This window comes from Methylotenera sp. N17 (genome assembly GCF_000799155.1).
In the GTDB taxonomy this organism is placed as follows: Bacteria; Pseudomonadota; Gammaproteobacteria; order Burkholderiales; family Methylophilaceae; genus Methylophilus.
Genome location: NZ_JUGE01000001.1, coordinates 2,139,843 through 2,162,530 on the forward strand (window position 1 = coordinate 2,139,843; position 22,688 = coordinate 2,162,530).

23 protein-coding genes and 1 tRNA gene are annotated in these 22,688 nt (G+C 40.6%); 8 read left to right on the plus strand and 16 right to left on the minus strand.

The features are described from left to right. The first annotated feature begins 2 nt into the window (after window positions 1–2). On the plus strand, window positions 3–455 hold the full coding sequence (locus FG11_RS10140) for a hypothetical protein (protein ID WP_152604059.1): 453 nt from the start codon (window positions 3–5) through the stop codon (window positions 453–455). 290 nt (window positions 456–745) lie between these two features. Here FG11_RS10140 and FG11_RS13570 read toward each other — a convergent pair whose 3' ends face one another. Then, entirely contained in the window at window positions 746–1,114 is a 369-nt protein-coding gene (locus FG11_RS13570; protein WP_327037002.1) for a Rap1a/Tai family immunity protein, read from the minus strand. Further along, window positions 1,093–1,377: an HNH endonuclease signature motif containing protein gene (locus FG11_RS10150; RefSeq protein ID WP_235276376.1), complete on the minus strand. Its 285-nt coding sequence runs from the start codon at window positions 1,375–1,377 to the stop codon at window positions 1,093–1,095. The genes FG11_RS13570 and FG11_RS10150 overlap by 22 nt, the downstream gene beginning before the upstream one ends. A gap of 492 nt (window positions 1,378–1,869) precedes the next feature. Here FG11_RS10150 and FG11_RS13310 point away from each other — a divergent pair, with 492 nt between their 5' ends. After that, window positions 1,870–2,622, plus strand: coding sequence for a DUF3800 domain-containing protein (locus FG11_RS13310; protein ID WP_152604061.1), 753 nt, complete (start codon window positions 1,870–1,872; stop codon window positions 2,620–2,622). A 530-nt stretch (window positions 2,623–3,152) separates the two neighbouring features. After that, a complete protein-coding gene (locus tag FG11_RS10160) occupies window positions 3,153–3,605 on the plus strand; it encodes a hypothetical protein (RefSeq protein ID WP_152604062.1) in 453 nt (150 codons plus the stop codon). Between the two features lie 123 nt (window positions 3,606–3,728). Here FG11_RS10160 and FG11_RS10165 read toward each other — a convergent pair whose 3' ends face one another. The 3 genes from FG11_RS10165 to FG11_RS10175 all read right to left on the minus strand — a co-directional run bounded on the left by FG11_RS10165 (window position 3,729) and on the right by FG11_RS10175 (window position 6,894). Continuing rightward, window positions 3,729–4,835, minus strand: coding sequence for a helix-turn-helix domain-containing protein (locus tag FG11_RS10165; RefSeq protein WP_047534850.1), 1,107 nt, complete (start codon window positions 4,833–4,835; stop codon window positions 3,729–3,731). Window positions 4,836–4,868: 33 nt separating this feature from the next. Next, window positions 4,869–5,486, minus strand: coding sequence for a hypothetical protein (locus FG11_RS10170; RefSeq protein WP_152604063.1), 618 nt, complete (start codon window positions 5,484–5,486; stop codon window positions 4,869–4,871). Window positions 5,487–5,640: 154 nt separating this feature from the next. Then, window positions 5,641–6,894, minus strand: coding sequence for an RES family NAD+ phosphorylase (locus FG11_RS10175; RefSeq protein ID WP_047534852.1), 1,254 nt, complete (start codon window positions 6,892–6,894; stop codon window positions 5,641–5,643). A gap of 128 nt (window positions 6,895–7,022) precedes the next feature. On the opposite strand from FG11_RS10175, the gene FG11_RS10180 reads away from it, so the two are divergent. Beyond that, entirely contained in the window at window positions 7,023–8,618 is a 1,596-nt protein-coding gene (locus FG11_RS10180) for a TIGR04141 family sporadically distributed protein (protein WP_047534854.1), read from the plus strand. A 10-nt stretch (window positions 8,619–8,628) separates the two neighbouring features. Further along, window positions 8,629–9,897, plus strand: a complete 1,269-nt coding sequence (locus FG11_RS10185; protein ID WP_047534856.1) for a phospholipase D-like domain-containing protein — start codon at window positions 8,629–8,631, stop codon at window positions 9,895–9,897. A gap of 407 nt (window positions 9,898–10,304) precedes the next feature. Here the strand turns inward: FG11_RS10185 and FG11_RS10190 are convergent, their stop codons facing one another. From FG11_RS10190 to rpsU, 9 genes are all read right to left on the minus strand, one after another. Then, on the minus strand, window positions 10,305–10,766 hold the full coding sequence (locus FG11_RS10190) for a hypothetical protein (protein ID WP_047534857.1): 462 nt from the start codon (window positions 10,764–10,766) through the stop codon (window positions 10,305–10,307). Between the two features lie 60 nt (window positions 10,767–10,826). Continuing rightward, window positions 10,827–11,081: a hypothetical protein gene (locus FG11_RS10195; RefSeq protein WP_047534858.1), complete on the minus strand. Its 255-nt coding sequence runs from the start codon at window positions 11,079–11,081 to the stop codon at window positions 10,827–10,829. Window positions 11,082–11,188: 107 nt separating this feature from the next. Then, a complete protein-coding gene (locus tag FG11_RS10200) occupies window positions 11,189–11,704 on the minus strand; it encodes a hypothetical protein (protein ID WP_047534863.1) in 516 nt (171 codons plus the stop codon). Window positions 11,705–11,784: 80 nt separating this feature from the next. Continuing rightward, complete coding sequence (locus FG11_RS10205) at window positions 11,785–13,038, minus strand: tyrosine-type recombinase/integrase (RefSeq protein ID WP_047534866.1); 1,254 nt, start codon at window positions 13,036–13,038, stop codon at window positions 11,785–11,787. 165 nt (window positions 13,039–13,203) lie between these two features. Next, window positions 13,204–13,282 (minus strand) — tRNA-Ile (locus FG11_RS10210). A 30-nt stretch (window positions 13,283–13,312) separates the two neighbouring features. Continuing rightward, on the minus strand, window positions 13,313–15,262 hold the full coding sequence (gene rpoD, locus FG11_RS10215; RefSeq protein ID WP_020182976.1) for an RNA polymerase sigma factor RpoD: 1,950 nt from the start codon (window positions 15,260–15,262) through the stop codon (window positions 13,313–13,315). 201 nt (window positions 15,263–15,463) lie between these two features. After that, window positions 15,464–17,194 (minus strand): DNA primase, encoded by a 1,731-nt coding sequence (gene dnaG, locus FG11_RS10220; RefSeq protein ID WP_047534870.1) that lies wholly within the window; start codon window positions 17,192–17,194, stop codon window positions 15,464–15,466. 91 nt (window positions 17,195–17,285) lie between these two features. Continuing rightward, window positions 17,286–17,729 carry a GatB/YqeY domain-containing protein gene (locus FG11_RS10225; protein ID WP_025224984.1) on the minus strand — a complete coding sequence of 148 codons (444 nt, stop codon included), beginning with the start codon at window positions 17,727–17,729 and terminating at the stop codon, window positions 17,286–17,288. A 9-nt stretch (window positions 17,730–17,738) separates the two neighbouring features. After that, window positions 17,739–17,951, minus strand: coding sequence for a 30S ribosomal protein S21 (gene rpsU / locus FG11_RS10230; RefSeq protein WP_020167545.1), 213 nt, complete (start codon window positions 17,949–17,951; stop codon window positions 17,739–17,741). 173 nt (window positions 17,952–18,124) lie between these two features. On the opposite strand from rpsU, the gene tsaD reads away from it, so the two are divergent. After that, window positions 18,125–19,186 carry a tRNA (adenosine(37)-N6)-threonylcarbamoyltransferase complex transferase subunit TsaD gene (gene tsaD, locus FG11_RS10235; protein WP_047534875.1) on the plus strand — a complete coding sequence of 354 codons (1,062 nt, stop codon included), beginning with the start codon at window positions 18,125–18,127 and terminating at the stop codon, window positions 19,184–19,186. Window positions 19,187–19,189: 3 nt separating this feature from the next. Here tsaD and plsY read toward each other — a convergent pair whose 3' ends face one another. Further along, entirely contained in the window at window positions 19,190–19,798 is a 609-nt protein-coding gene (gene plsY, locus FG11_RS10240) for a glycerol-3-phosphate 1-O-acyltransferase PlsY (protein ID WP_025224986.1), read from the minus strand. Between the two features lie 67 nt (window positions 19,799–19,865). Between plsY and folB the strand changes: the two genes are divergently transcribed. Beyond that, window positions 19,866–20,228: a dihydroneopterin aldolase gene (gene folB / locus FG11_RS10245; RefSeq protein ID WP_047534878.1), complete on the plus strand. Its 363-nt coding sequence runs from the start codon at window positions 19,866–19,868 to the stop codon at window positions 20,226–20,228. 175 nt (window positions 20,229–20,403) lie between these two features. Then, window positions 20,404–21,723 (plus strand): putative bifunctional diguanylate cyclase/phosphodiesterase, encoded by a 1,320-nt coding sequence (locus FG11_RS10250; RefSeq protein WP_235276377.1) that lies wholly within the window; start codon window positions 20,404–20,406, stop codon window positions 21,721–21,723. Between the two features lie 68 nt (window positions 21,724–21,791). Here FG11_RS10250 and xerD read toward each other — a convergent pair whose 3' ends face one another. Further along, on the minus strand, window positions 21,792–22,688 hold the full coding sequence (xerD, locus tag FG11_RS10255; RefSeq protein ID WP_020182983.1) for a site-specific tyrosine recombinase XerD: 897 nt from the start codon (window positions 22,686–22,688) through the stop codon (window positions 21,792–21,794).

The following is a 22,688-nucleotide window of genomic DNA, read 5'->3' on the forward strand; positions in this document are numbered from 1 at the left end:
AAATGGTAGATTTTTGGCTAGTTTTAAGCGCAGTCGGATCAATAGCATCACTTATTGGATTACTTCTTCCGTTTCAGAATAAAAGTCAGCGGATACTTCATGTAGCGTATGGCCTTGCAGTAACTTTGCTTGCATTTACTGCAGTGTGGTTCTGGCAGGAAAATCAAAGAATTCATCGAATAGAGCAATCCGCACAGCGTTTATTAGCTCACTCAGAGCATATTTCTACAGATCTCGGTTTTATTCAAGCCGCACTGGCATTTCTAGAAAAGAATAGAGATATTTATCCAGATACCTATTACCGTGCACTAGAAATTTGCAAGCTGAACAATTGTTCATCAGCTCAATATACAGACAAAAATACTGGTTTAGATCATGTATTTAACTTGCAAGCTGTAGCTGAAGCGTTTCGAGGGCTGATTAGTGGTATCGGCACGCTGGAGGGTGGTGGATAACCCATTCAAACTAGCTCAGATAGCTTTAAGAGTACTTTTACGCGTCCGATAATTATTTTTTATGGACTCCGAAAACCTTTTTTATCGAGTCAAAAAATTACTGCTGGTTTAAATGCCGCTCAAACCTTAGTGCAATCTTAGTATAACCTTGCCGTTAGAAATCAACTGCATAATCTTGTTGCAATATTGTTGTTCTGCACTTCGGGAATCTTGGGGTTATCCAGACTAATTTGACTGATCTTAAATTAAAAACCAGCGGTTAGGGTGGTTTAGTTATCTGCATCATAACGTTATTGACTACACGGCCATTTGTTTCCTATTGCATCAAATAACAACACTGAAGCTTCTAAATGTCTTGTTTCAGGGTGATCTGTTAAGTGCTTTTTTAAAATATCGTATACCTGCCCGTAAGTTGAGTTTTCAGGAGGACATATGTAAAAATTGCTGTTGTATGGTGTTTTTGATGCAATCGATACTTCTTTATCAACATATTTTATATATGTCTGCATGTCCATCAATCCTTGTACATACTTTAGAGATGCCAATTTGTTATCACTCATTAATGCGAACAGCTCATTCCCATTGACAGCCAATACATTGGATGAGAAAACTAGACAGACGAATATACTTAACAATCTCAACATTCTTTTCGCTCCCATTTATCCTTAGCCTTAGCTTCGGCTTTAGTCTGCCATTGCATATTCTCAGGTGTATCACTACCACCACATGCAAGGGGCTTTATATGATCTATAACGTAATTTGGACAAGAACCCTTAGTCCTGCCAGTAGTAGGGCAGGGGTTATCTATCTTAAATGCCTTTTTAGCCTTATAACTTCTATTGCTTTCAGCCTCAACTGGCAGGCTAACAAGTGTAGATAAAACTAAAATTAGATACTTCATTCTTGCAGAATTAGTTTGCAAACCGCAGTGCTTGCATACTCGCGCGCCTCGTTCAAAAAAACTCTGCACAGTCTGGACACTTCTAATGTGTATCTGGTGTGATTGCGTTCGGATTACTCTTTGGCTGAATAACGAAAGCCCATAGCAACCCAATCAATGGGCTTAATATCATTGATTGCAGAAAGAAGCCAAATGAGCCATATCCTTTTGTGCTTCCAACATATCCGGCTATCAGGCTTAAAAGGAACCAAAAAATAAATACATCCATGATATAACCAACCCAGTAAAGTCAGTTTTTAAATGTTAATTTAGTTTTAGGAAAATGTCGAACCACGTCCTTTGATGTGGATATAAAAGTCCGTAATTCGTCGTTTAGCGCTGTTAAAACACAATAACCGATAACTTACTATTGGTAAAGTTAACAAAACACCCCCCAACTCAGCAAACCATGCTTAAAATATGCTCAATCATTGAGATTTATTCCATGATAAATTTTGGGGTATTACATACCGCTTGTATATTCCTAAAAAAGTACAGAAAGCATATTCGATGCACCATGAAATATATATTGATGAAAGTTGCCAAAATGGTCATAAATTTATGGTTCTTGGAGGGGTTGTACTTGAACAACCGAATATTGAGCTACTGATTAATGACTTCAATGAAATTAGAGCATCAAGAAATCTTAATCATGAAATTAAGTGGGGAAAAATAAGCAACAACAAGCTTGATTGCTACAAAGCATTCATAGATGTTTTTTTCAATCACATGAATAAAGGCTTGATAACCTTTCACAGCATCGTAATCGACTGCTCTCAACTGGACCATTCAAAATATAATGGGGGAGATCACGAAATTGGTTTTAGCAAATTTACCTATCTTTTATTACTGAGAATTGGGAAAGAGTGCAAAACTTATCAAGCAATACACACTTATCTTGATAACAGAAACTCCAACCAATCCCTTAATGAGTTAAAAACGATATTGAATAGTGGTATCGCTAAGAAACACAGTATGACTCATAGGCCATTTAAGCGCGTACATTACATTGATTCAAAAACCAGTGATTTTGTTCAGGCTGTTGATTTACTTATTGGTGCAATTGGATATAAATTTAATGGCAGAGATTTACAAGAAAACGCTAGCAAACCAAGAATCGAACTCCTAAATTACATTAGCCAAAAGTCTGGAGTTAGAGGATTAAATGAAGGCACTCCTTTTGGGAAAAAAGGATTTACAATTTGGAAAATGCGATTTGATAAGTAGTAAATGCGCGCACTCCTAGGCTAAGCCATCCACTTGGACTCCCCCGCAGGCATGTGAGGGGTTTCGGAGTTCGCGACAGTTCTAATAATAGTAGCTTTTATCGAATAAATCCATGTGTACGGTTAAACATACGTGTTCAATTTTCTGATTCGAAGTATATTTTCGGGGTATCTATATTCCAACTTATTGAATTAATTACACATATGGAGCCTGTATGCACCTCCATCAAACAATTAAGTCATATTAGAGCCTTGAGCAAGAGCATTAACATCACTCAAAACCTCTTCTCTAAGCGTTAAAGGCGTTATCTGTAGGCATTGGCTGTACAACTCGAGAAACTCTCTCTCACCTTCATTCTGTGCTAGCTGTGCAGCTATTGCTTTGTAGTTGTACATGACTTAACTCCGATTTAGTTGATTATGTGATTATTACCTTTGGGAGTCGGGCTTTGTTTCACTAAGTGGTGTGACATTTCCAACAGATACCTTCCGGCCATACTTTTACAATTATGATGTGAGAAAAGTGCTTTATTGGCACTTCGAAAAAAAGAGTTGCGGCATAAAGAAATGCAAGTATGGCAACAAAATATTGATGGGTATATTGATCTGGCAATAGATTACTACGAATCAGATTATGATGAAGATACTAAGGATGCACTGTTTTCTAAAGTCGATCAGCTTAAAGAGAGCTCGTACTGGCGAGACGAATTCGAGACATTGAAAGAATATGAGTTTTATGGTTGGCAAGGTGTTTTGTCTGTACTTTTATCAATAAAACTCGATAGACCAATTAGCTACTCTAAGGTCTTCACTGTATATCAAGTAATTAAGGCTGGGTTACGAACTAGCCACAAAGATTTTGGTAAACATGCAAATGCAATACTGTACATGTGGGCATGTAAAACTTACAAACCTAACATGACTGCTAAAAATCATTCCTGGATATCAAATTACGCCCAGAAAATTAAAAACTCAATTAATTGATAATAATGAAAACACCTATAGAAGTTTTACTGGGTATGATGGAGCTATTAAGCTGCTTTTTCCAGAACTGAAAAAGCATTTGGCTACTTCCTTTGGTATATAACCTAGCTGCACTGGGATATTTTATCCCCTGACAAAATCGCCCATAACTGTCAAGTTTATTGGTAAATCGAATTCATTAGTCATTATTTCAGGAAGGAATTCTGAAATAAATTGTCTATCAACATCAATCATAGCAGCAAGTTTTTGGACTGAAATAATATGGTTCTTATGTAATAAACGCACGGAGTTAATAAGTAGCTCAGGCTCTTCAGACGCGATAAGATGATCTTCTTTTTCTTGCAAAGCTTCTCCGGTACGTTTTAAGGTAATCACTCCAGATTTGTATTGTTGATCGTTAATTATATTAAGTTGGTGTGCTCTGTATAACACTGCAGCCTTACTTACTTTCCACTGTAATTTGAATTCACTTAACCTTCGCCAATCAATTCTATTATTTTTTAATCTTGGAAATAGCTTTAACATCATTTCTTTTGGGATTAGCAAGGCACTTGCAAATCTATTTGCTTGTGCTTCGGTAATACGATCACCGGTTACTTGCCCTTCATGTAGAACGAAGTGACCGATCTCATGTGCAATATCAAACCTCTGTCTACATACACTTTTCTTTGCTTCATTTCTAACAATTACAGGTCGATGTAATTCGATAGAAAGTGCATCAACTTCTGTACTGACACTTTGAAAACTAGTAACAATTGCACCTTTAGTTTCGGCAAGTCTTGTCATATTAGAAATCGGACCTAAACCTAATCCCCATGCCGCTCTACAATGTTCGGCAGCGCGCTCAATATCATCTACACTATTTATTTCACTAATTGTAGGTATATTCACTGAAGGGAATTTCAATTCGGCCTCGAGTACAGCAACTAGTCGGCCAAAAATTTCAGCTTTTGCCATTGCTGTATGTTTAACCAAAGTTCGCGTTGTGAGTAATTTACGGAAATGAAAATCTTGTTCAGAAATGATTGTCTTCGGTGGTACTGCAAAGAAATTTGGCAAAACAAACAGCCTGCTAGCTAAATTAGCTAACAATTCATCAGTAGGCTCAGACTGCCCTGTTTCTAATTTATGAATGTATTGTCTAGTTTTACCAACTTTTACTGCTAAATCCTCTAACGATAATTCATTAAATATACGGGCAAGTCTTAATTGACTACCTATGAATGACACTTTTTATTCCCTTTTCTCATCGCTTCAACTCACTCACTTTTTTACTTCATTAGGTTTAATACCATCATTCTTATCAGCTGCATTTTTTTCAGCTTCTTTATCACGTAACTCAACTTGGGCTGAAGGAATTTCAACTGACTCAGGCATAAACTCATCTACAGAATATAGTGATCTATTCTCTTGTGAATGAACCCATTCACAGATTTTATCGTTGTAGTTGTTATAACCAATAAAATAAACTTTTGAGTCAGATTCACCATGTGACTTAGACACAATAAATCTCCAAGTGACAGGTATTTGGTCATCCGTTGCAAACAAATCATCAGTTGAGTTTTTCTTAAAGAAACCATCTTTGTTAGGATGCAAAGGGTCGTCTGTGAAAAATCTACAAGGTATAGTGCCTATTGCAAAAGTGACATCCATGCCGGCATGTAAAAGGCTTAACCAGTCATACTTACGACTTAAGGAGAGTTGAATTAACATATTGCGTTGCCGACCGTAAGCTGCTGTTTCTTTTACGTAGTTATCGTCTAATTGCGTATTTAGCATTTCGATAGTTTCATATCGAATATCTAATAGACGTTCAGCAATTACCCTTAATCTATCATCTGTGAGATGTCCAGAAAAAGAACTGGGAGGCAATGTTCTCATATCAAACCCTGCATTTATTTTATAATGTCAACCATAATCTTGCATTTTTTTATATTTGTCAACCTTTTGATAGATTATTTAATCGACTATGAGCAAATTATTTACAGTTAGCGTTTCATATTTATTCTAGCTCGTTTCTATTAAGCCATTTTAATCAGTCGTCATCATAGTCATAGTCGTAATCATGTGATATATATAACTCACCCTCCAAAAAGCTAAAATCTATTTGACTGTGTGAGTGCTCAATTTTGTCGGTGCTATAAAGCCTTAGGCTATCATCAATATATTTGATACCGAAAGATTCACCAACGGACACTGCAATTAGGTCTGGCTTTGAAAAAAGAACAATGTTTATCCCATTAACTCGCTGAGTTGAGGCAAAAAGAATACCATCGAACGGTTTTGGGTAGACATGAGCTAGGTACTCTCCCATAGTTTGTGTAATTAAATAATCTGTTTCTCGACCTGGTATTACAGGTTGTGAAATTAACTGATGTAAATGACGTAAAAATTTTTGTTTCCCTAGTTCATCAGTAAAATTTGGCTGAAAATAGCTTAGTGATTTATCAGTTATGGCTTTCTCAAGACGAGAGAAATCTAATAATCGGAGACGCCTAGTAGTCTTTACGGAAATAGCAGCAACTTCATTCCCAATTGCAGGCCTTAACTCTGCTAAAGCAGTATCAATATCGCGCGCGCCATAAAATACAACAACGCCCTCTGGACTCATTCTACCTGCTCGCGCTTGTTCCTGTGGAGGCGGGCCAACATATTGAAATGGATCTGAAGCAATATCTTTAAGTATGCTGTGAGACGTGAAAATACGAGCCCTGTGAAATTTAGTTCCCACGGGTAAAGTTCTTGCCACAGAAAGAAGTTTATTTCCTCTCCATGTCTTTAACGTGTCTATATCATCAAATAACTTATCAAAGAGGTCTAAAGTAGAAGGGCTAAAAAATCTTCTACTGCTCTTGAGTTCCAATAATGCATAATTCCAATGAGCATAATAATCGCCAATTTGAATGCGATTTGGTACGTAATTTGCGGTATTGTCCCAATAAGGCTCTTCGCCATCACCGGGTGAGTAGTCATCAGCATCACATACTGCGTCAACTATTTCATCTTCAAAATCAAAATATTGGCCCAGAACCTCCTGAACCGCATAAGACATTGGGTCGCCCTCTTGTTCCCATCCTTCGCTATCATCATCATAAAATCTCTTGATTTGCCCGCCTAAAGAGAAATGCTCACGCATAATTGGTTCAAGTGCTTTCCCCAGCTCCTCGATAGTAAACGCATTATTAGCTGTGGATTGACACACGGAACACAAAATTGGTGTGCCATCATTTTCAATTATCTGTTTTAGGTAGGTATCTTCTACGCACACATGGCACACTGCAGTACACATTACGCTCTCTCAACATTATGATTACAAACGAAATCTACCTGTTATTATAGTTAGATAGTATCAATTAAAATAGCTTAGATAAAAATAGGTAGATTTAATTTTGTAATTCGGGCAATTAGGGGGTAATTGTGACTGATGAAAAAAAACACAGGTTAAATGTATTTCTAATAAAACAGGAGTATCAAGCTTACACAGACTTTATTACCCCCGATGCTGGACGGTCAATAGAAATTCCCCTTACACAAGAAATAACAGGACGACTATTTTATAGTGGTGGTTTTCCAGCCCCACCAACATGGGCATCGATATTTGCTGGAATACCTGAGTTTGATCAAGCCAATATTGTAAATCAACATTCAAAAGCACTACTAGCATTCAAAATCAATGACAGATGGGTTTGTTTTGCTTTTGGCTATTCCAGACATTTAATCAATCAAGGCACATTTGAACGTAATTTTGGATTGATTGTTGCGCTTAACTTGAGCGACCCAAGTGCACTTAAATCAATCGACAAAACCAATATAAGCCTTAACTCGCTGCAGTCACGAGAACAAGCCTCAAAAGAAATCGAGATTGAATCATTCGGGTTTAATAATGATATCGACATACTTAAATCTATTACAGCCAGAACAAAGAAAGAAAATCTAGATGATGAAGATCAGGTTCTTTCAGGACGTGATTCAGTCTCAATATCTTCACGCATTGAACTCTCTACATTTCCTGAAATTGCAAATAAGCTGTACGAGGCTTACATCAAAAAAGATTACTTAGAAAGATATCCTTGGTTTGATAAGATAATTCATGAACGTGATAATGCCGTGATCGCTGAATTAGACGCATTGCTTCTGGATAAAGTAAAAGACGAGTCAACTAGCAAGGTTTGGCTAGCCGTTCCTGAGATTGTTGATTGGGAAAACACTGATGGATTCACATATAAAAAATACAGACCAACCAATGATGTTAAGAAACCTGGCCCCGTGGTTCTTAAGGACATCGATCTTGATGGTTGGAAAAGTACAATTGATACGGAAAAGTTAACGATAGAAAATCTGAAAAGCAAACATATATTTCTGATTGATAGAGATAATCGCACGACCTCGTCAATTAGTGTTTATCGATGTATGAATGCTGAAGTAAGTTTTAACTCTAAAACATACATCTTAAATGATGCTGACTGGTACAGCATAAATGCTGATTTCGAAGCGGAAATTAATCAGTTCTATAATTCCATAGCCGACTCAACTCTGGTGCTGCCACCATATGAGCATATGACTGAACCTGTGTATCTCAGTTATGTGGCAGCGAGTATTCCATCATTTTTTTTAATGGATCGCAAAAACATCCAAATTGGAAGTGGTTATAGCAAAGTCGAATTTTGTGATCTCTACTCCTCAGCGCAACAGATAATCCATGTAAAAAACTACTCTGGTTCTAGTGTATTAAGCCATTTGTTCAATCAAGCATTTGTTTCTGCCGAGTGCTTCATATCTAGCGCAGACTTTAGAGAACAGGTGAATCAAAAATTAGGTGAAGCATTTAAGCTAAAAGGGCATCCCAACAAACCCGAGTCATCAGGATTCGAAGTATGTATAGCAATTATGAGTAAAAAAGTAGGCACTTTGGATTTGCCTTTCTTCAGTAAAGTTAGCTTAAAAAATGCTATAACTTCTATAGCTAACTTAGGCTATAAAGTAACAAAATTGAAAATAAACCAATTCACTTAGGGACTTCACAATGAAGGGGTTATATACAAATCAAACTGCGCTTGGTGATTATATTAAAAATGGCATTCTTGATTATAGTAATGTTCCGAATGTGTATATTGCCGTCGCTTTCTTTACTGAGGCGAATGTCGTTGAGGAAATTGCAACCAATGGTTGTCATATCCGTATCATAGTTAGACTTGGTTTTCCTACCAGTCCTTATGCATTGAAAAAGTTATTTACTAATAAAAATATTGAAATACGATTCTTTTCTAATCAATCATTTCACCCAAAGTTATACATATTTGGTGATCAAATAGCTTTGGTAGGCTCTGCAAATCTTACGAGTGCTGCAATTCACTCTAATCAGGAGATTATCGTTACAATTAATCCTGATGATGAGCGCTTTACTGAGCTTGCCATCTTGTTTACTGCCTACTGGAATCAGGCCAGTGTACTTACTGAAGAAGCGATTAGAGAGTACGAGAAAATCTACAACAAATCACTTAAGGCTGCTAAAGAGATTGAAGATGGAAATGATGAGGTAATCAAGAAATTCGGAGATGTCGTGTTTTCTAATATCAATAGAGGTGTAAAGCATCAATCTAAAGAAAACATTTTTATTGAGTCATACCGCAAAACATATCAAGAGTCTGTAACTGCATTCCATCAAATTGAGAAAGTCTATCAAGAAATAGGAAAGCGTAAATTAGATGAAGATGTGATTCCATTGCGGCTTGAAATAGACTCTTTCTTCAGCTTCGTGCGTGATCGTCACGCCACACATGAGAAGTGGCGTGAGGTGCCTATTGGCTGGAATGAAGAGCGGAAGGATTTACTTAAGCAATTAATTGAAGAATGGCTCACTGTGAAGTGGAGTCATTTTGAATTGACTATTGCCGAAAAAAATTATCCGCTTATTAAAAAAGTCTTTGCGTCACCAGAGTCAATAAATTCATCTACTATGGAAGACATAATAGATGGATTGGTAGTTCTGCACTCTTTCTATGACAGATTAAGGTTTTTTGATGGAGGTTTGGAAACATTAAAGAAAACATTTGCAAAGCAGAATAACTTGCAAACTGTTAGGTCCAGTCTATCACATCTCATTTTTGGTAAGGGCGATATCGTAAAAAGGATGAGTGACCTCATTTATGACCCAGCCTTCAAATTAAATGAGTTTGGTCAATCCAATGTGCAAGAGCTAGTAGGCTGGGTAAACAACGTAAACTTACCTGTCATTAATGGAAGGACGACTAAAATTTTGCGTTATCTTGGGTTCAATATTCGTCAGCTATAAGTTAATTTTGATTTTAGAAAAAAGCCCACATCTCTGTGAGCTTTCTAAATGCTGGTGGCCGGGGGTAGAATCGAACTGCCGACACGCGGATTTTCAATTCGCAATTACGAATTAATACAGATTAATTTTTTTACCCCCCCCTATTTAAAAAATTACCTCAGGGGAAAATTGCATGGTGAAGACGGTCTAGAAAATAAAAGCTGTAGAGATTTGACCCGCCCCCCATCTTCTTTCTATCGGTCAATTTGATTAGATATTATTTTGTTTTAACCACACGTTTAAATTAATCCTATTTTGAGTGGTAATCTAGAAGGAGTCCGCGAGACGGACTTACATAAGTAATAAATTAGCTCAAATAACACCGCTGTGCGGATATATTACATTTAATATCCATCCGCTATACGGATCTATATATTTGTCTTTAAATCCGTTACACGGACTACTGGTTTTTTTCTTGAGTCCCCATACCATCTCGAATAAGCTCCGCGGGGCCAATCTTTGGCAACGATCTCTAATCCTTTAATTTGATCTAAAGCCCACCAAGTGATGCCATACCAACTCGCTTTGTTAGGCATCATCCCTTGAACAGTTTGTACTAAGAAGCCCTTCTCTATTAGCTCTGCTTTTGCTTTAGCTAATTGGTCAGCCGAGGTCCAACCCCGTTTCTTGCTCATATAATTCCAAGAAGCTAAAAGTGCACCGTTGTTATAGGTATTGTATTGCATTGCAATATCAATCAACAACTTAACTGCTCTTCCTTTTAGAGATAGGAATGCATCACTATTCAACACAATGTGTGGCAATGGAAGGATTGCGCCCCCTCCTCCATCGCGCTTACGCTTTATTTCTGTAAGTGTTGCCTTCTTCATACTTAAACCTTAACCAACCCCATTACTTTTTAACCACTAAAGCACCGAAGGTTCAAAATATTATTTCTGACCAATTTCCGCACTTTTCATAGAGCTGGTTTTACTTGATAACAATACTCGCAGCTCACCTACATTGAAAGTTGTAGTTCGCTCAGTAAGTTTGTGAGCTTTTAGTTTTTTGGCTTTAACCATTCGCCAAATAGTGGCACTACTAACGCCTAATAATGCTTTTACTACAGGCAAGCGCACTTGCTGGCTATTAGGTAGTTGATCGAAGTCGCGTAATGCGGGATGGATTGTTGATTGCAATTCCATAATGTCGATTTCCTTGTCAAAAGATTACAAGTGACATCATGAAGTATTGATTTTGCTAACAAAATACTCTTTGCTAGCACATACTAGGTTCTGCTAGCAGACTGCAACTATTTATTTTTGAGATAATTTCTAATTGTAGAAAATTTCAAAGGATACAATGAAGTGTAATAATAAGCTGCTTCATCTTTACTGTTAAATTTAGTCTTATTAAGTTTATATAGTTCGAGAATTTCTAACCGCATTTCCTCGGTTTCTGCGTGTAAGGTTTTAGCTCCTTTTTTTCTATCCTGTCTTACTTTTTCTAGCTGCGAGCCAATCTTTGAAATGGCGTTACGCAATGAAGTATTTACTGTTGATTGAATGTTAAATGCTGGAATAGCTTTCTCATTAAGCAACTGTTGAGATTTACCAAGGCTAAGGCTGAAAACTATTACTTGATAACACCTGTTTGATAGAAAATTAACCACACCTGAATCTCTAATATTAAGCGCCTCGATAATCAATAATTGATATTTCTCTCTATAAATTGATCCTAACCTCGGAGTAAAATCACCTGCGTTTATTTTATCGCTTAGCTCTACATCTATTTTTTCTAAAGCTTTTACAAACTCATCTGAATTCATGTTGCCCCTTCTTTATCCATTAAAAGCTAATAAGTTTTACAAACTTTCGTTTTGAACAGTAGGATTAAGTGTACTTAGTTTTATGTTTTTTTGAATGGCACTATTTTCGCTCCCGCTTTTAATTCATCAAGATAATCTGCCCATTGTTGCATCATTACTTTTCGTTGATCTAGAAATTTTGTACGGTTATATGCGTTTCCTAAACTATCTGGCACCTTATGTGCTAACTGATGCTCAATAATATGAGGATCTATATTCAAACGTTCATGTAAGATTGTTCTAGCCATTGCTCTAAAACCATGTCCTGTAATTTCAGTTTTGGTATCGTAGCCCATTCGTCTAAGTGCAGCATTAATTGCAGCCTCGCTCATGGCTTTATCTGGATTATGTCCACCTTGAAATACAAACTCACCTTGCCCTGAGAATGATTGAATGGTTTTAAGGTGTTTGATGGCTTGCGTGCATAATGGAACAATATGCTCAGTTTTGGTTTTTGTAACAAAATACCGCCACTCACCAGCATCTAAATCAATATCCACCCACTTGGCTTTGCGTAACTCACTTGGTCTCACAAATACTAATGGTGCAAGTCGTAACGCTGTTTGAACAGTTAATGTGCCAGTAAAGCCATCAATAGCACGCATTAGTTCTGCCACTTGCTGAGGTTCAGTTAGCGAAGGCATATGCTTTGTAACGCTTGGTATTAATGCACCCCTTAGATCACTAGTAACATCACGTAATGCGCGTCCTGTTTGAACTGCATATCTAAAGACTTGGCCTGTAGCCTGCAAAGTTCTATAAGCTGTTTCTACTTTGTTCTGATTTTCAATACGCCTAACCACATCTAGCAGTTCAGGCGCAGTTATCTCACTAATTACAAACTTACCTAGCCACGGAAATAAATACAATTCAAAACGTCTTAATACGTTATTGCGATAGCCTTCACTCTTAGTCTGCATTTTGGTGGTTATCCACTCCCTAGCTATAACTTCAAGGCTATTTGCAAGAATTCCATTTTTAGTTTCTTTTTTAGCTTTGCGGTTATCACTCGGGTCAATATCACAAGCTAGCAACTCTCGTGCTTTGTCTCTTCTATCTCTAGCACCATCAATCCATATTTTTTTAGTATCTGGATCATGCCATTTACCTGCTAATGGCACTTCAGGATAAGTGCCTAGTGACAATAATTTTTCTTTACCCTCAAATTTATATTTGAAACGCCACCATTTACCACCATTGGGGGTAACTTGTATAAACAAGCCTTTTTCATCAAATAGTTTATAGGGCTTGTCTTTAGGCTTTGCATTGCGTATAGCAGTGTCTGTCAGTGCCATTTTGGGGTAACTCCACTTGGGTCAAGTACTGTTACCCCACAAGTTACTCCTCATAAATGGGGTATGTCAAGATGCCATGTGATACGTGATGATGTACTAAATCCAATAAAAAACCCGCATCTATGCGGGTTTTGAGGTGAATTGCTTTTTGTTGATATTATAAATTGGTGGCCCCTCTGTGAGTCGAACACAGCACCAACGGATTATGAGTCCGCTGCTCTAACCAAGCATGAGCTAAGGGGCCGTAAGCTGTATCTAATTACCTCTAGCCAGATTAGTCTTGACCGGTTTCCAAGAAGCTTCTTAGGCGCTCAGAGCGTGTTGGATGACGCAGTTTACGCAAGGCTTTCGCTTCTATCTGGCGAATACGCTCACGTGTCACATCAAACTGTTTACCCACCTCTTCCAATGTGTGGTCCGTGTTCATCTCAATACCAAAACGCATGCGTAACACTTTCGCCTCGCGCGGGGTGAGTGACTCTAACACCTCACTGGTCGCATCACGCAAGCTTGCGTATACAGCAGCATCCATTGGCGCAAGCGTAGTATTGTCTTCAATAAAGTCGCCCAAATGTGAATCTTCATCATCACCAATCGGCGTTTCCATAGAAATCGGCTCTTTGCTGATTTTTAAGATTTTTCTAATCTTATCTTCAGGCATTTCCATTTTCTCAGCCAAGGTCGCTGGGTCAGGTTCTAAACCCGTTTCTTGCAGAATCTGACGACTGATACGATTCATTTTATTAATCGTCTCAATCATATGCACTGGGATACGGATGGTACGTGCTTGGTCAGCAATAGAACGTGTAATGGCCTGGCGAATCCACCAAGTAGCGTAAGTCGAAAACTTGTAACCACGACGATATTCAAACTTATCTACCGCCTTCATCAAGCCAATATTGCCTTCCTGAATCAAGTCCAAGAATTGCAAACCACGGTTGGTGTATTTTTTAGCAATCGAAATCACCAAACGTAAGTTTGCTTCAATCATTTCACGCTTAGCACGACGCGCACGGGCTTCGCCTGTGGTCATCTGCTTGTTGATTTCTTTGAGCTCTTTGATGGGAATACCCACACGGTTTTGCAAGGTCATCAAGCGATCTTGCTGATCTAAAATAGAATGTCTATAGCGTGATAAGCGTTCTGCGTATGGTTTGTTTTGTGCCAGCTCATCATCCAGCCAAGCCATATTAATTTCATTGCCTGGGAATGATTTAATAAAATGCGGACGTGGCATACCCGATTTCTCTACACAGAAATCCATCACTTTACGTTCATGGCTACGCACTTCTTCTACCATTTCACGCACTTGATCACACAACGCCTCTACTTGTTTTGCAGAGAAACGGAAGGCGGTCAGCTCATCCAGCACGCTTTGATGCAAGGCTTTATATTTTGCATCTTGTGAGCCCTTGGTATCACGGATGACATTCATTTCCGCATTTGCAGTGCGGATGATTGCAAAGCGTGCCAACACTTCTTCTTTGAGCTTGGCTAGCGCTTCTGCAGAAATCGCTGCGGCTTTTGCACCATCTTCGTCATCATCTTCTTCGTCATCATCGGAGACTTCTTCTTCATGCTCGGCATCTTCAACTGCCAATGCATCTTCTAGACCAATGTCGCTGTCAATCAAGCCATCCACTAGGTCATCTACACTGATTTCGTCTTTTTCTACTTTATCGACCAATGCTAACAACTCAGCAATGGTGGTCGGGCAAGCGGCAATCGCTTGCACCATGTGTTTCAGGCCATCTTCAATACGTTTGGCAATTTCAATCTCGCCTTCGCGAGTCAGCAAATCTACCGTACCCATCTCACGCATGTACATACGCACAGGGTCAGTTGTACGACCAAACTCTGAATCCACGGTAGCTAACGCTTGCTCTGCTTCCTCTACCGCATCTTCATCGGCTACAGGGGGTGGCGCATCAGACATCAACAATACTTCAGCATCCGGCGTTTCTTCATACACCTGAATACCCATGTCATTGATCATGCCAATGATGCTGTCGATTTGCTCTGTATCTTGCACATCGTCTGGCAAGTGGTCATTAATTTCAGCGTAAGTTAAATAGCCACGCTCTTTACCCAACACAATAAGTGATTTAAGGCGGGTGCGACGCGCTTCTGCATCCATGGCTTGGAGCGCAGGATCTATCGGCGTTTCCGCCTCAAGTTTAAGGCGTTCTTTTTCTAAAGTTTTGTCTGATTTTGGTCTGGCCATGCCCGATCCTATCTATAAAATCTTAAACTGTGTGAATCTTGAAGTTGCAATCAATGCTTTTGCCGTGCCTAATGACGATTGACTGGTGATCATTCATCATCGTTTTTGACGTTTGGCGCATTTACGGCGAACCTTAGATTATATCTTAAATCACCCTAAAAATTAAATGGTCTATGCTTAAAATTTAAGCAAAGCAACCACTTATCTTTTTAAAGTCAATTTTTTCAACAACTCACGCTCTTCGTGAGTGAGCTGCGCAAATGGCTTTTCCTGGAGTGAACTCAACAATTGGTTGTCTCGCACATCCGTCATCATCTCTGTTAATTGGGCACAAGCACCGGAAAATTCAAGCGCAATGTCTAAACTTTCATCCAGTAAGTGCAATTCCCGCTGTATCTCACTCAATAACTTTGCATCTACTTGTGACGCGATACTGTGCAGCAAAGTTGCAGGCTTTGACTGCGGCTGGCCTAGGGCAGCATGTATCACAGCATTAAGTAACACGTCTTCTTCGTTTGTATTTTGCACAAATTGCAAATGCTCAGCATTGGCCAATTGCGGCTGCATTAACAACATCAACACAAAGCGTTTTTTAATCGATAACGGCGTACGCATTTGACGTGCCATGGCCTTGGGGGCTATCTTTTGTGGAGCAGGCAGCCGCAGCATGCTTTGCATTTCTTGTTCTGTCACTTGTGCCAATTCTGCAATCCGCTTACGTAATAGCAACGCAAACCTAGGTGCAGAAATTTGCTTTAAGATAGGCTCAGCATCATTCAAAAACGTCACTTTATCCTCTTGCGAGTTAAGCGGATTATTTTCACCCAAATGCTGAATAATATACTGCGATAACGGCATCGCATTTTGCATTTCACGCTCAAACGCTTCTTTGCCAAACTCACGCACATAACTATCAGGATCATGCTCTTTAGGCAAAAATAGAAAACGCAACTTCAGTCCATCTGTCAGTGCTGGCAATGCATTCATGGCGGCGCGCCACGCTGCGGTTCTACCAGCATTGTCGCCATCAAAACTAAATACAATTTCATCGGTTTGGCGCATGAGCTTGGTGATATGGAAAGGCGTGGTTGCCGTACCCAATGCCGCAACCGCGTACTCAATCCCGTATTGCGCTAATGCCACCACATCCATATACCCTTCAACTACCAACACACGCCCTGCATCACGGATGGCACGGCGCGCAACAAACAAGCCATACAGTTCGTGGCCTTTTTGAAACAAAGGAGTTTCGGGCGAATTATAGTATTTAGGCGTATCTTCGGGATTAATCACGCGACCGCCAAAGCCAATCACTTGGCCTTTTTGGTCATGAATAGGGAACATAATACGATCACGAAAACGGTCATAGCGCTTACCTTGCTCATTGGTGACCACCAGCCCGGCAACACCTAATGCCTCGTTCTCATACTGCGGAAAAACAGTTTGTAAGTTCTGCCAACCGGCAGGCGCATAACCAATTTGAAATTTAGCCGCAATTTGCCCACTTAAGCCGCGCGCTTTAAGATAATCAATCGCACGCTCGGATTTTTTTAACTCAGCTTTATAGTAACTAGCGGCCTGCTGCAACGCTTCCTGCAAGCCCACCACAGCTTTTTGTGGGACTCTATCGAGATCGCGTGTCTCTTGCGGCACAATCATCCCTACGCCCTTGGCTAGCTCGTGCACCGCCTCCACAAAACTAAGGCCAGCATACTCCATTAAAAAACCAAGCGCAGTGCCATGGGCGCCGCAACCAAAACAGTGATAAAACTGCTTGGTCGGACTGACAGTAAAGCTGGGAGATTTTTCGTTATGAAACGGACAACATGCGGAGTAATTAGCGCCTGCCTTCTTGAGTGGTACTGACTTATCGACGACATCGACAATATCAACGCGATTGAGCAACTCTTGAATGAAGCTTTCTGGAATCATAAGCCTAAGTATCGCATAAACTTCTCTAATAAAAAAAGGAGCTGTACGCTCCTTTTGTCATTGCTGCATGTATTGCGGAAGACGGGATATCTTAACTTAAACGCGCTTTGATCAGCCCAGAAACCTTACCCATATCAGCTACTCCGGCAACCAGTGGTTTTACCAAACTCACCACCTTACCCATATCTTTAGCGCCAGAAGCACCGGTATCGGCAATCACCTGCGTGATAATTTGGTTCACTTCATCGTCCGTTAGCTGTTTTGGCATATAGGTTTGAAGTACGGTGACTTCAAATTTTTCCACGTCCGCCAAGTCAGTACGATTCGCTGATTCATATGCAGTGATTGAATCACGACGCTGTTTCAGCATCTTTTCAATCACCGTAATCACCGCAGCGTCGTCCAACTCAATACGCTCGTCGACCTCACGCTGTTTAATCGCGGCTTGCAACAACCTAATTGCACCCAAACGCGCCGTATCTTTAGCGCGCATGGCATTTTTCATGTCCTCAGATATCTGAGCTTTTAATGACATGAAAAACCCTTAGTATAATTTGGCTGGAAGCGTTTGATTGCGTAAACGACGGTATTGACGTTTTACAGCAGCCGCAGCTTTGCGTTTACGTTCCCAAGTTGGTTTTTCGTAAAATTCGCGGGCGCGCAAGTCGTTCAATAAACCTGTTTTTTCAATCAAGCGTTTGAAACGACGCAATGCTACGTCAAATGGCTCGTTCTCTTTAACACGTACACTAGACATTAAATCACTATCCTTAAAATGTGTTGCTCTCAACTGCAAGCTAAACCTTGTTTAGAATGCAACATTAAATGCGATGCTCATTGATGCAGCATCGAAAACCGCGTATTCTAGCGCGTTCATTTGCTTTAATCAATCATTTATTTGTATCAATTGGATATGTTAGTACTTAAAACATGCTAGTGCTTGGGTTTGAATCTTCATGCGATGAAACTGGCATCGCGCTTTACGACACGCATCAAGGCTTGCTCGCCCATGCACTGCATTCTCAAGTAGAAATGCATGCAGAATACGGCGGTGTAGTGCCAGAACTCGCCTCGCGCGATCATATCCGCCGCGTATTACCACTGACTAAACGCGTGCTGGCCGATGCCAATAAAACGCTTGCCGATATTGACGGCATTGCTTATACACAAGGACCAGGCCTAGCCGGAGCTTTGTTGGTCGGCACAAGCGTGGCGCAATCTATTGCCTATACACTCAAGGTTCCCAGCATTGGCGTGCATCATCTAGAAGGGCATTTGCTCGCCCCCTTATTAGAAGACAACCCGCCTGCATTTCCATTTGTTGCATTATTGGTGTCGGGTGGACATAGTCAACTCATGCGCGTAGATGGCATTGGCCAATACCAGCTGCTGGGCGACACCCTAGATGATGCAGCAGGTGAAGCCTTTGATAAAACGGCCAAACTATTAGGATTGGGCTACCCAGGCGGCCCAGCATTGGCCAAGCTGGCAATGCAAGGCAAAGCGCGTTTTAAGTTGCCACGCCCCATGCTGAATAGTGGTGACTTGAATTTTAGCTTTAGCGGATTAAAAACAGCTGTACTTACGCTCGTGAATCAACAAGCCTCCAGTCAAACGCAACACAGCAACCAACAAAGCATGGCCGAGTCGCTCGATTTGGCCACAAAGGCAGACATTGCATGGGAGTTTCAAGAAGCCGTGACTGAGATTCTCACCACCAAATGCATGGCCGCATTGCGGGAAACCGGGCTAGACAGCTTAATTGTGTCGGGCGGAGTGGGCGCTAACGCACGCTTGCGTGAGCGCTTAAACTTAGCCACCAAACGTAAGTTATGCAAAGTCAGTTACCCACGCTTAGAATTTTGCACAGACAATGGCGCCATGATTGCATTTGCAGGCGCCAAGCGTTTGGAAGCCATGCAAAATCACTCGCAAGACTATAGCTTTAGCATCAAAGCACGATGGGATTTGGCTGAGTTAGTGAAACCTTAACGCTTATTTTTTAAAGCTAGACTCTGTACCCGCCAGCAATTTTTGAATATTGCTCTTATGGCGAATCACCAAGAAAATTGCCATCACCAACACCACCCCCACATAGACTGGGTAGGGCGAAAGAAAATACCATGCCAGAAAAGGTGATGCGATGGCGGCGAGCAATGCAGCCAACGAAGAAATACGAGACACCGCAAACACCAGCACCCACACCAGTACAGACGACAATGCCAACCAACCGGAAATCCCCAGCATCACGCCCAGCGCAGTGGCCACACCTTTACCGCCTTTAAACTTGTGATACACCGGGTACAAATGCCCTAGAAATACCGCCAAAGCTACCGCAGCCACCACCCACATCAACATATTCGCTTGCAATGCCATCCATACCGGAAACCAGCCTTTAAATGCATCGCCAAGCAAGGTTAAAATTGCTGCTGACTTTTTACCGCTACGCGCTACATTGGTCGCGCCAATATTGCCGCTACCCACCGTACGCGGATCGGGCAGACCATATACCTTGCTCACAATAATTCCAAAAGAAATTGAGCCGATTAAATAGGCTGCTACGACCCAAATCACCGACTCCACATTAATCCCTAGCTCATTCATCATAAGATGCTCTAAAATCCGATAACCACATTCTAAACCATCGCAAATCACGTAGAAACTTAAATTTATGGACACCATCTTTTTAGAGCAGGTTAAAGTAGAAACCAAACTGGGTGTACCAGCGTGGGAGCGCATGGTGCCACAAACCATTATTTTGGATATTGAAATCGGCTACGACTTGAGTAAATCCTGCCTAAGCGATGCGATTGAAGACACCATTGATTACGGGCAAGTGGTGAGCCGGATTCGCGAGACGCTCGCAGCACACAGCTTTCAATTGGTAGAAGCATTGGCCGAACATGTATGTCAGCTGATTTTAAAAGAATTTCAAGCAGCAAGTGTGAAAGTGAAAGTGGCTAAACCTAGCGTATTGTCTGGGCTAAAAGCATTAGGTGTGGTGATTGAGCGAACAAACTCAGTTAAACCATAAAGAAACTTGCAATATCTACATTGACTCAAATCAAAATCTATTTTTTAGACGCTATTAATTTGCATAGTCGCTGCACGTAAATGATGTCCATTTTTTGATTTTTTACAAAAAATTATAGTTTTATGCTCAAGTAAATGTTATGAATCACTCTTCATTTTCATACATGAAGATAGTCATGGCGATTGAGAGCAATCCGCTGATAAAGCATCAAGATAAGCTGACTTATCTATTAATTACTGCCTCCATCGTAATCACTGTGGTTGCTATTGCTTGGACGATATTCTTTATTAGCATTCGAGACTGGTTAAGTGTTGGTGTAGAGTCCATCCTCATCGCACTCGGATATATTGGATACAGCTCCGCCAAGCGTAACAATACAAAAGTAATAGCGCACATATTGTTTCCCCTATTATTTATCGTGATGTGTATTGTCTGTATATTTTTTGATGTTCCCAATACTGCGGTTCCAAGGTCCAATCACCACTACTTCCTGCCCATGGTCTTATACGCTTATGTGCTATATCAGGATGAACATCCCTACTTAAAAATAGCCGTTCCTGCGCTAATATCTCTCGCCTTTTTGATGTTCGCCTCTACACATACCGGCATCAACCTATCCGGCATGACAAACGATCATCGATTAGTAGGTGTGTGGATCACCAATAGTGTTGCACTTATGATGCTGTTTCTAGTAGCGCTGATTATGCAATCCGACTTTAAAGTACGCCATACACTTGAGCTAGAACTAAGTAAAGCATTGCTAAAAAATGAAATTGAACTCTATTTTCAGCCTCAAGTAGACGAACGTGGTAGAACATTGGGGGCTGAAGCCTTAGCTAGATGGCATCATCCCACCTTTGGCACAATAGAGCCTGACGTATTTATTCCATTAGCTGAAAAATCTGAGCTGATCTTACATTTGGGTAAGTACGTATTAGCATCTGCGTGCAATCAGCTGACCCTCTGGGCACAAAACGAGGCATCCGCACAGTTAACACTCTCGGTCAACATAAGCGTCAAGCAGTTCCAAAGTACTGAGTTTGTACCGCACATTATCACGCTCCTTAATGAAGCAAAGGTGAATGCGCATAAATTACAACTGGAGATCACAGAAAGTATTTTTGCACATGATTTAGAAACTATTCAGGTAAAAATGACGCAGCTAAAATCCTATGGCATCAAATTCTCACTAGATGATTTTGGTACCGGCTATTCTAGCCTTGCGTATGTGAAAAAACTGCCGCTAGATGAATTGAAAATTGACAAATCTTTTATCAAAGAAGTATTGACCAGCGTAAATGATGCTTCTATCACCAAAATGATTATCTCGTTAGCACATGAATTACACATTGCCATTATTGCAGAAGGTGTGGAAACACCCGAGCAGCAACAGTTTTTGATCAACAATGGCTGCCTCAATTTTCAAGGCTACTTATATAGCCGCCCCCTGCCCATAGCTGAGTTTAATGCATTTGCATTAGTCAACAACCAATAACCCCAGCCATACTTTCAATACCCATAAGATGCCTATATAGCTGATATGGCTGGGCATCATTATGCTAATCAGCCTCTAGGATGATGCACCGAATGTAACTGCTTCAAGCGCTCTCTCGCTACATGCGTATAAATCTGCGTGGTAGAAATATCCGAATGCCCCAATAACATCTGCACCACCCGCAAATCCGCACCATGGTTTAATAAATGCGTTGCAAACGCATGGCGTAATACGTGTGGAGAAATATGCTTAGCAATACCCGCCAGTGCTGCGTAACGTTTAATAATGTGCCAAAAAGCTTGACGGGTCATGCCCTCTGCACGGCTAGTCACAAACATGGCATCACATAAGCGCTTTTGCAACAACTCTGGCCGCGCATAGCGCATATAGCGGTCTATCCAATCGGCTGCCTCAGCACCCATCGGCACCAAGCGCGTTTTACTGCCTTTGCCGGTGACGCGCACAATGCCATCTTGCGTGCTGACTTCTGCAACTGTCACCCCCACCAACTCTGAAACGCGCAAACCGCTGGCATAAAGCAATTCAAGCATGGCGCGATCACGCAAGCCCAAAGGCTGCGACACATCAGGTGCTTTTAGCAGATCTTCCACCTCCTGCTCATTAAGGCTTTTGGGCAAACTACGTGGCAGCTTGGGAGATTCAAGATGAAGGGTTGGGTCCTCTTTAAGGAGTTGCTCACGCAATGCGTAGCGATAGAACCGACGCAAACTGGCGACCAAGCGACTAATACTACGTGCTTTTGAAAGCGGGAAACGCACTGCCAAATATTGCTGAATATCGGCGTTAGTCACTGCCAACATATCGATACTTTGTTTGGATGCACACCAATTGGCAAAAGCCGTCAAATCAGCACGGTAGCTATCCAGCGTGTTCTTAGATAAGCCATCTTCAAGCCAGAGATGGTCAATAAAATTATCCAAATACTGTTGATGTTGAGTGTGCAC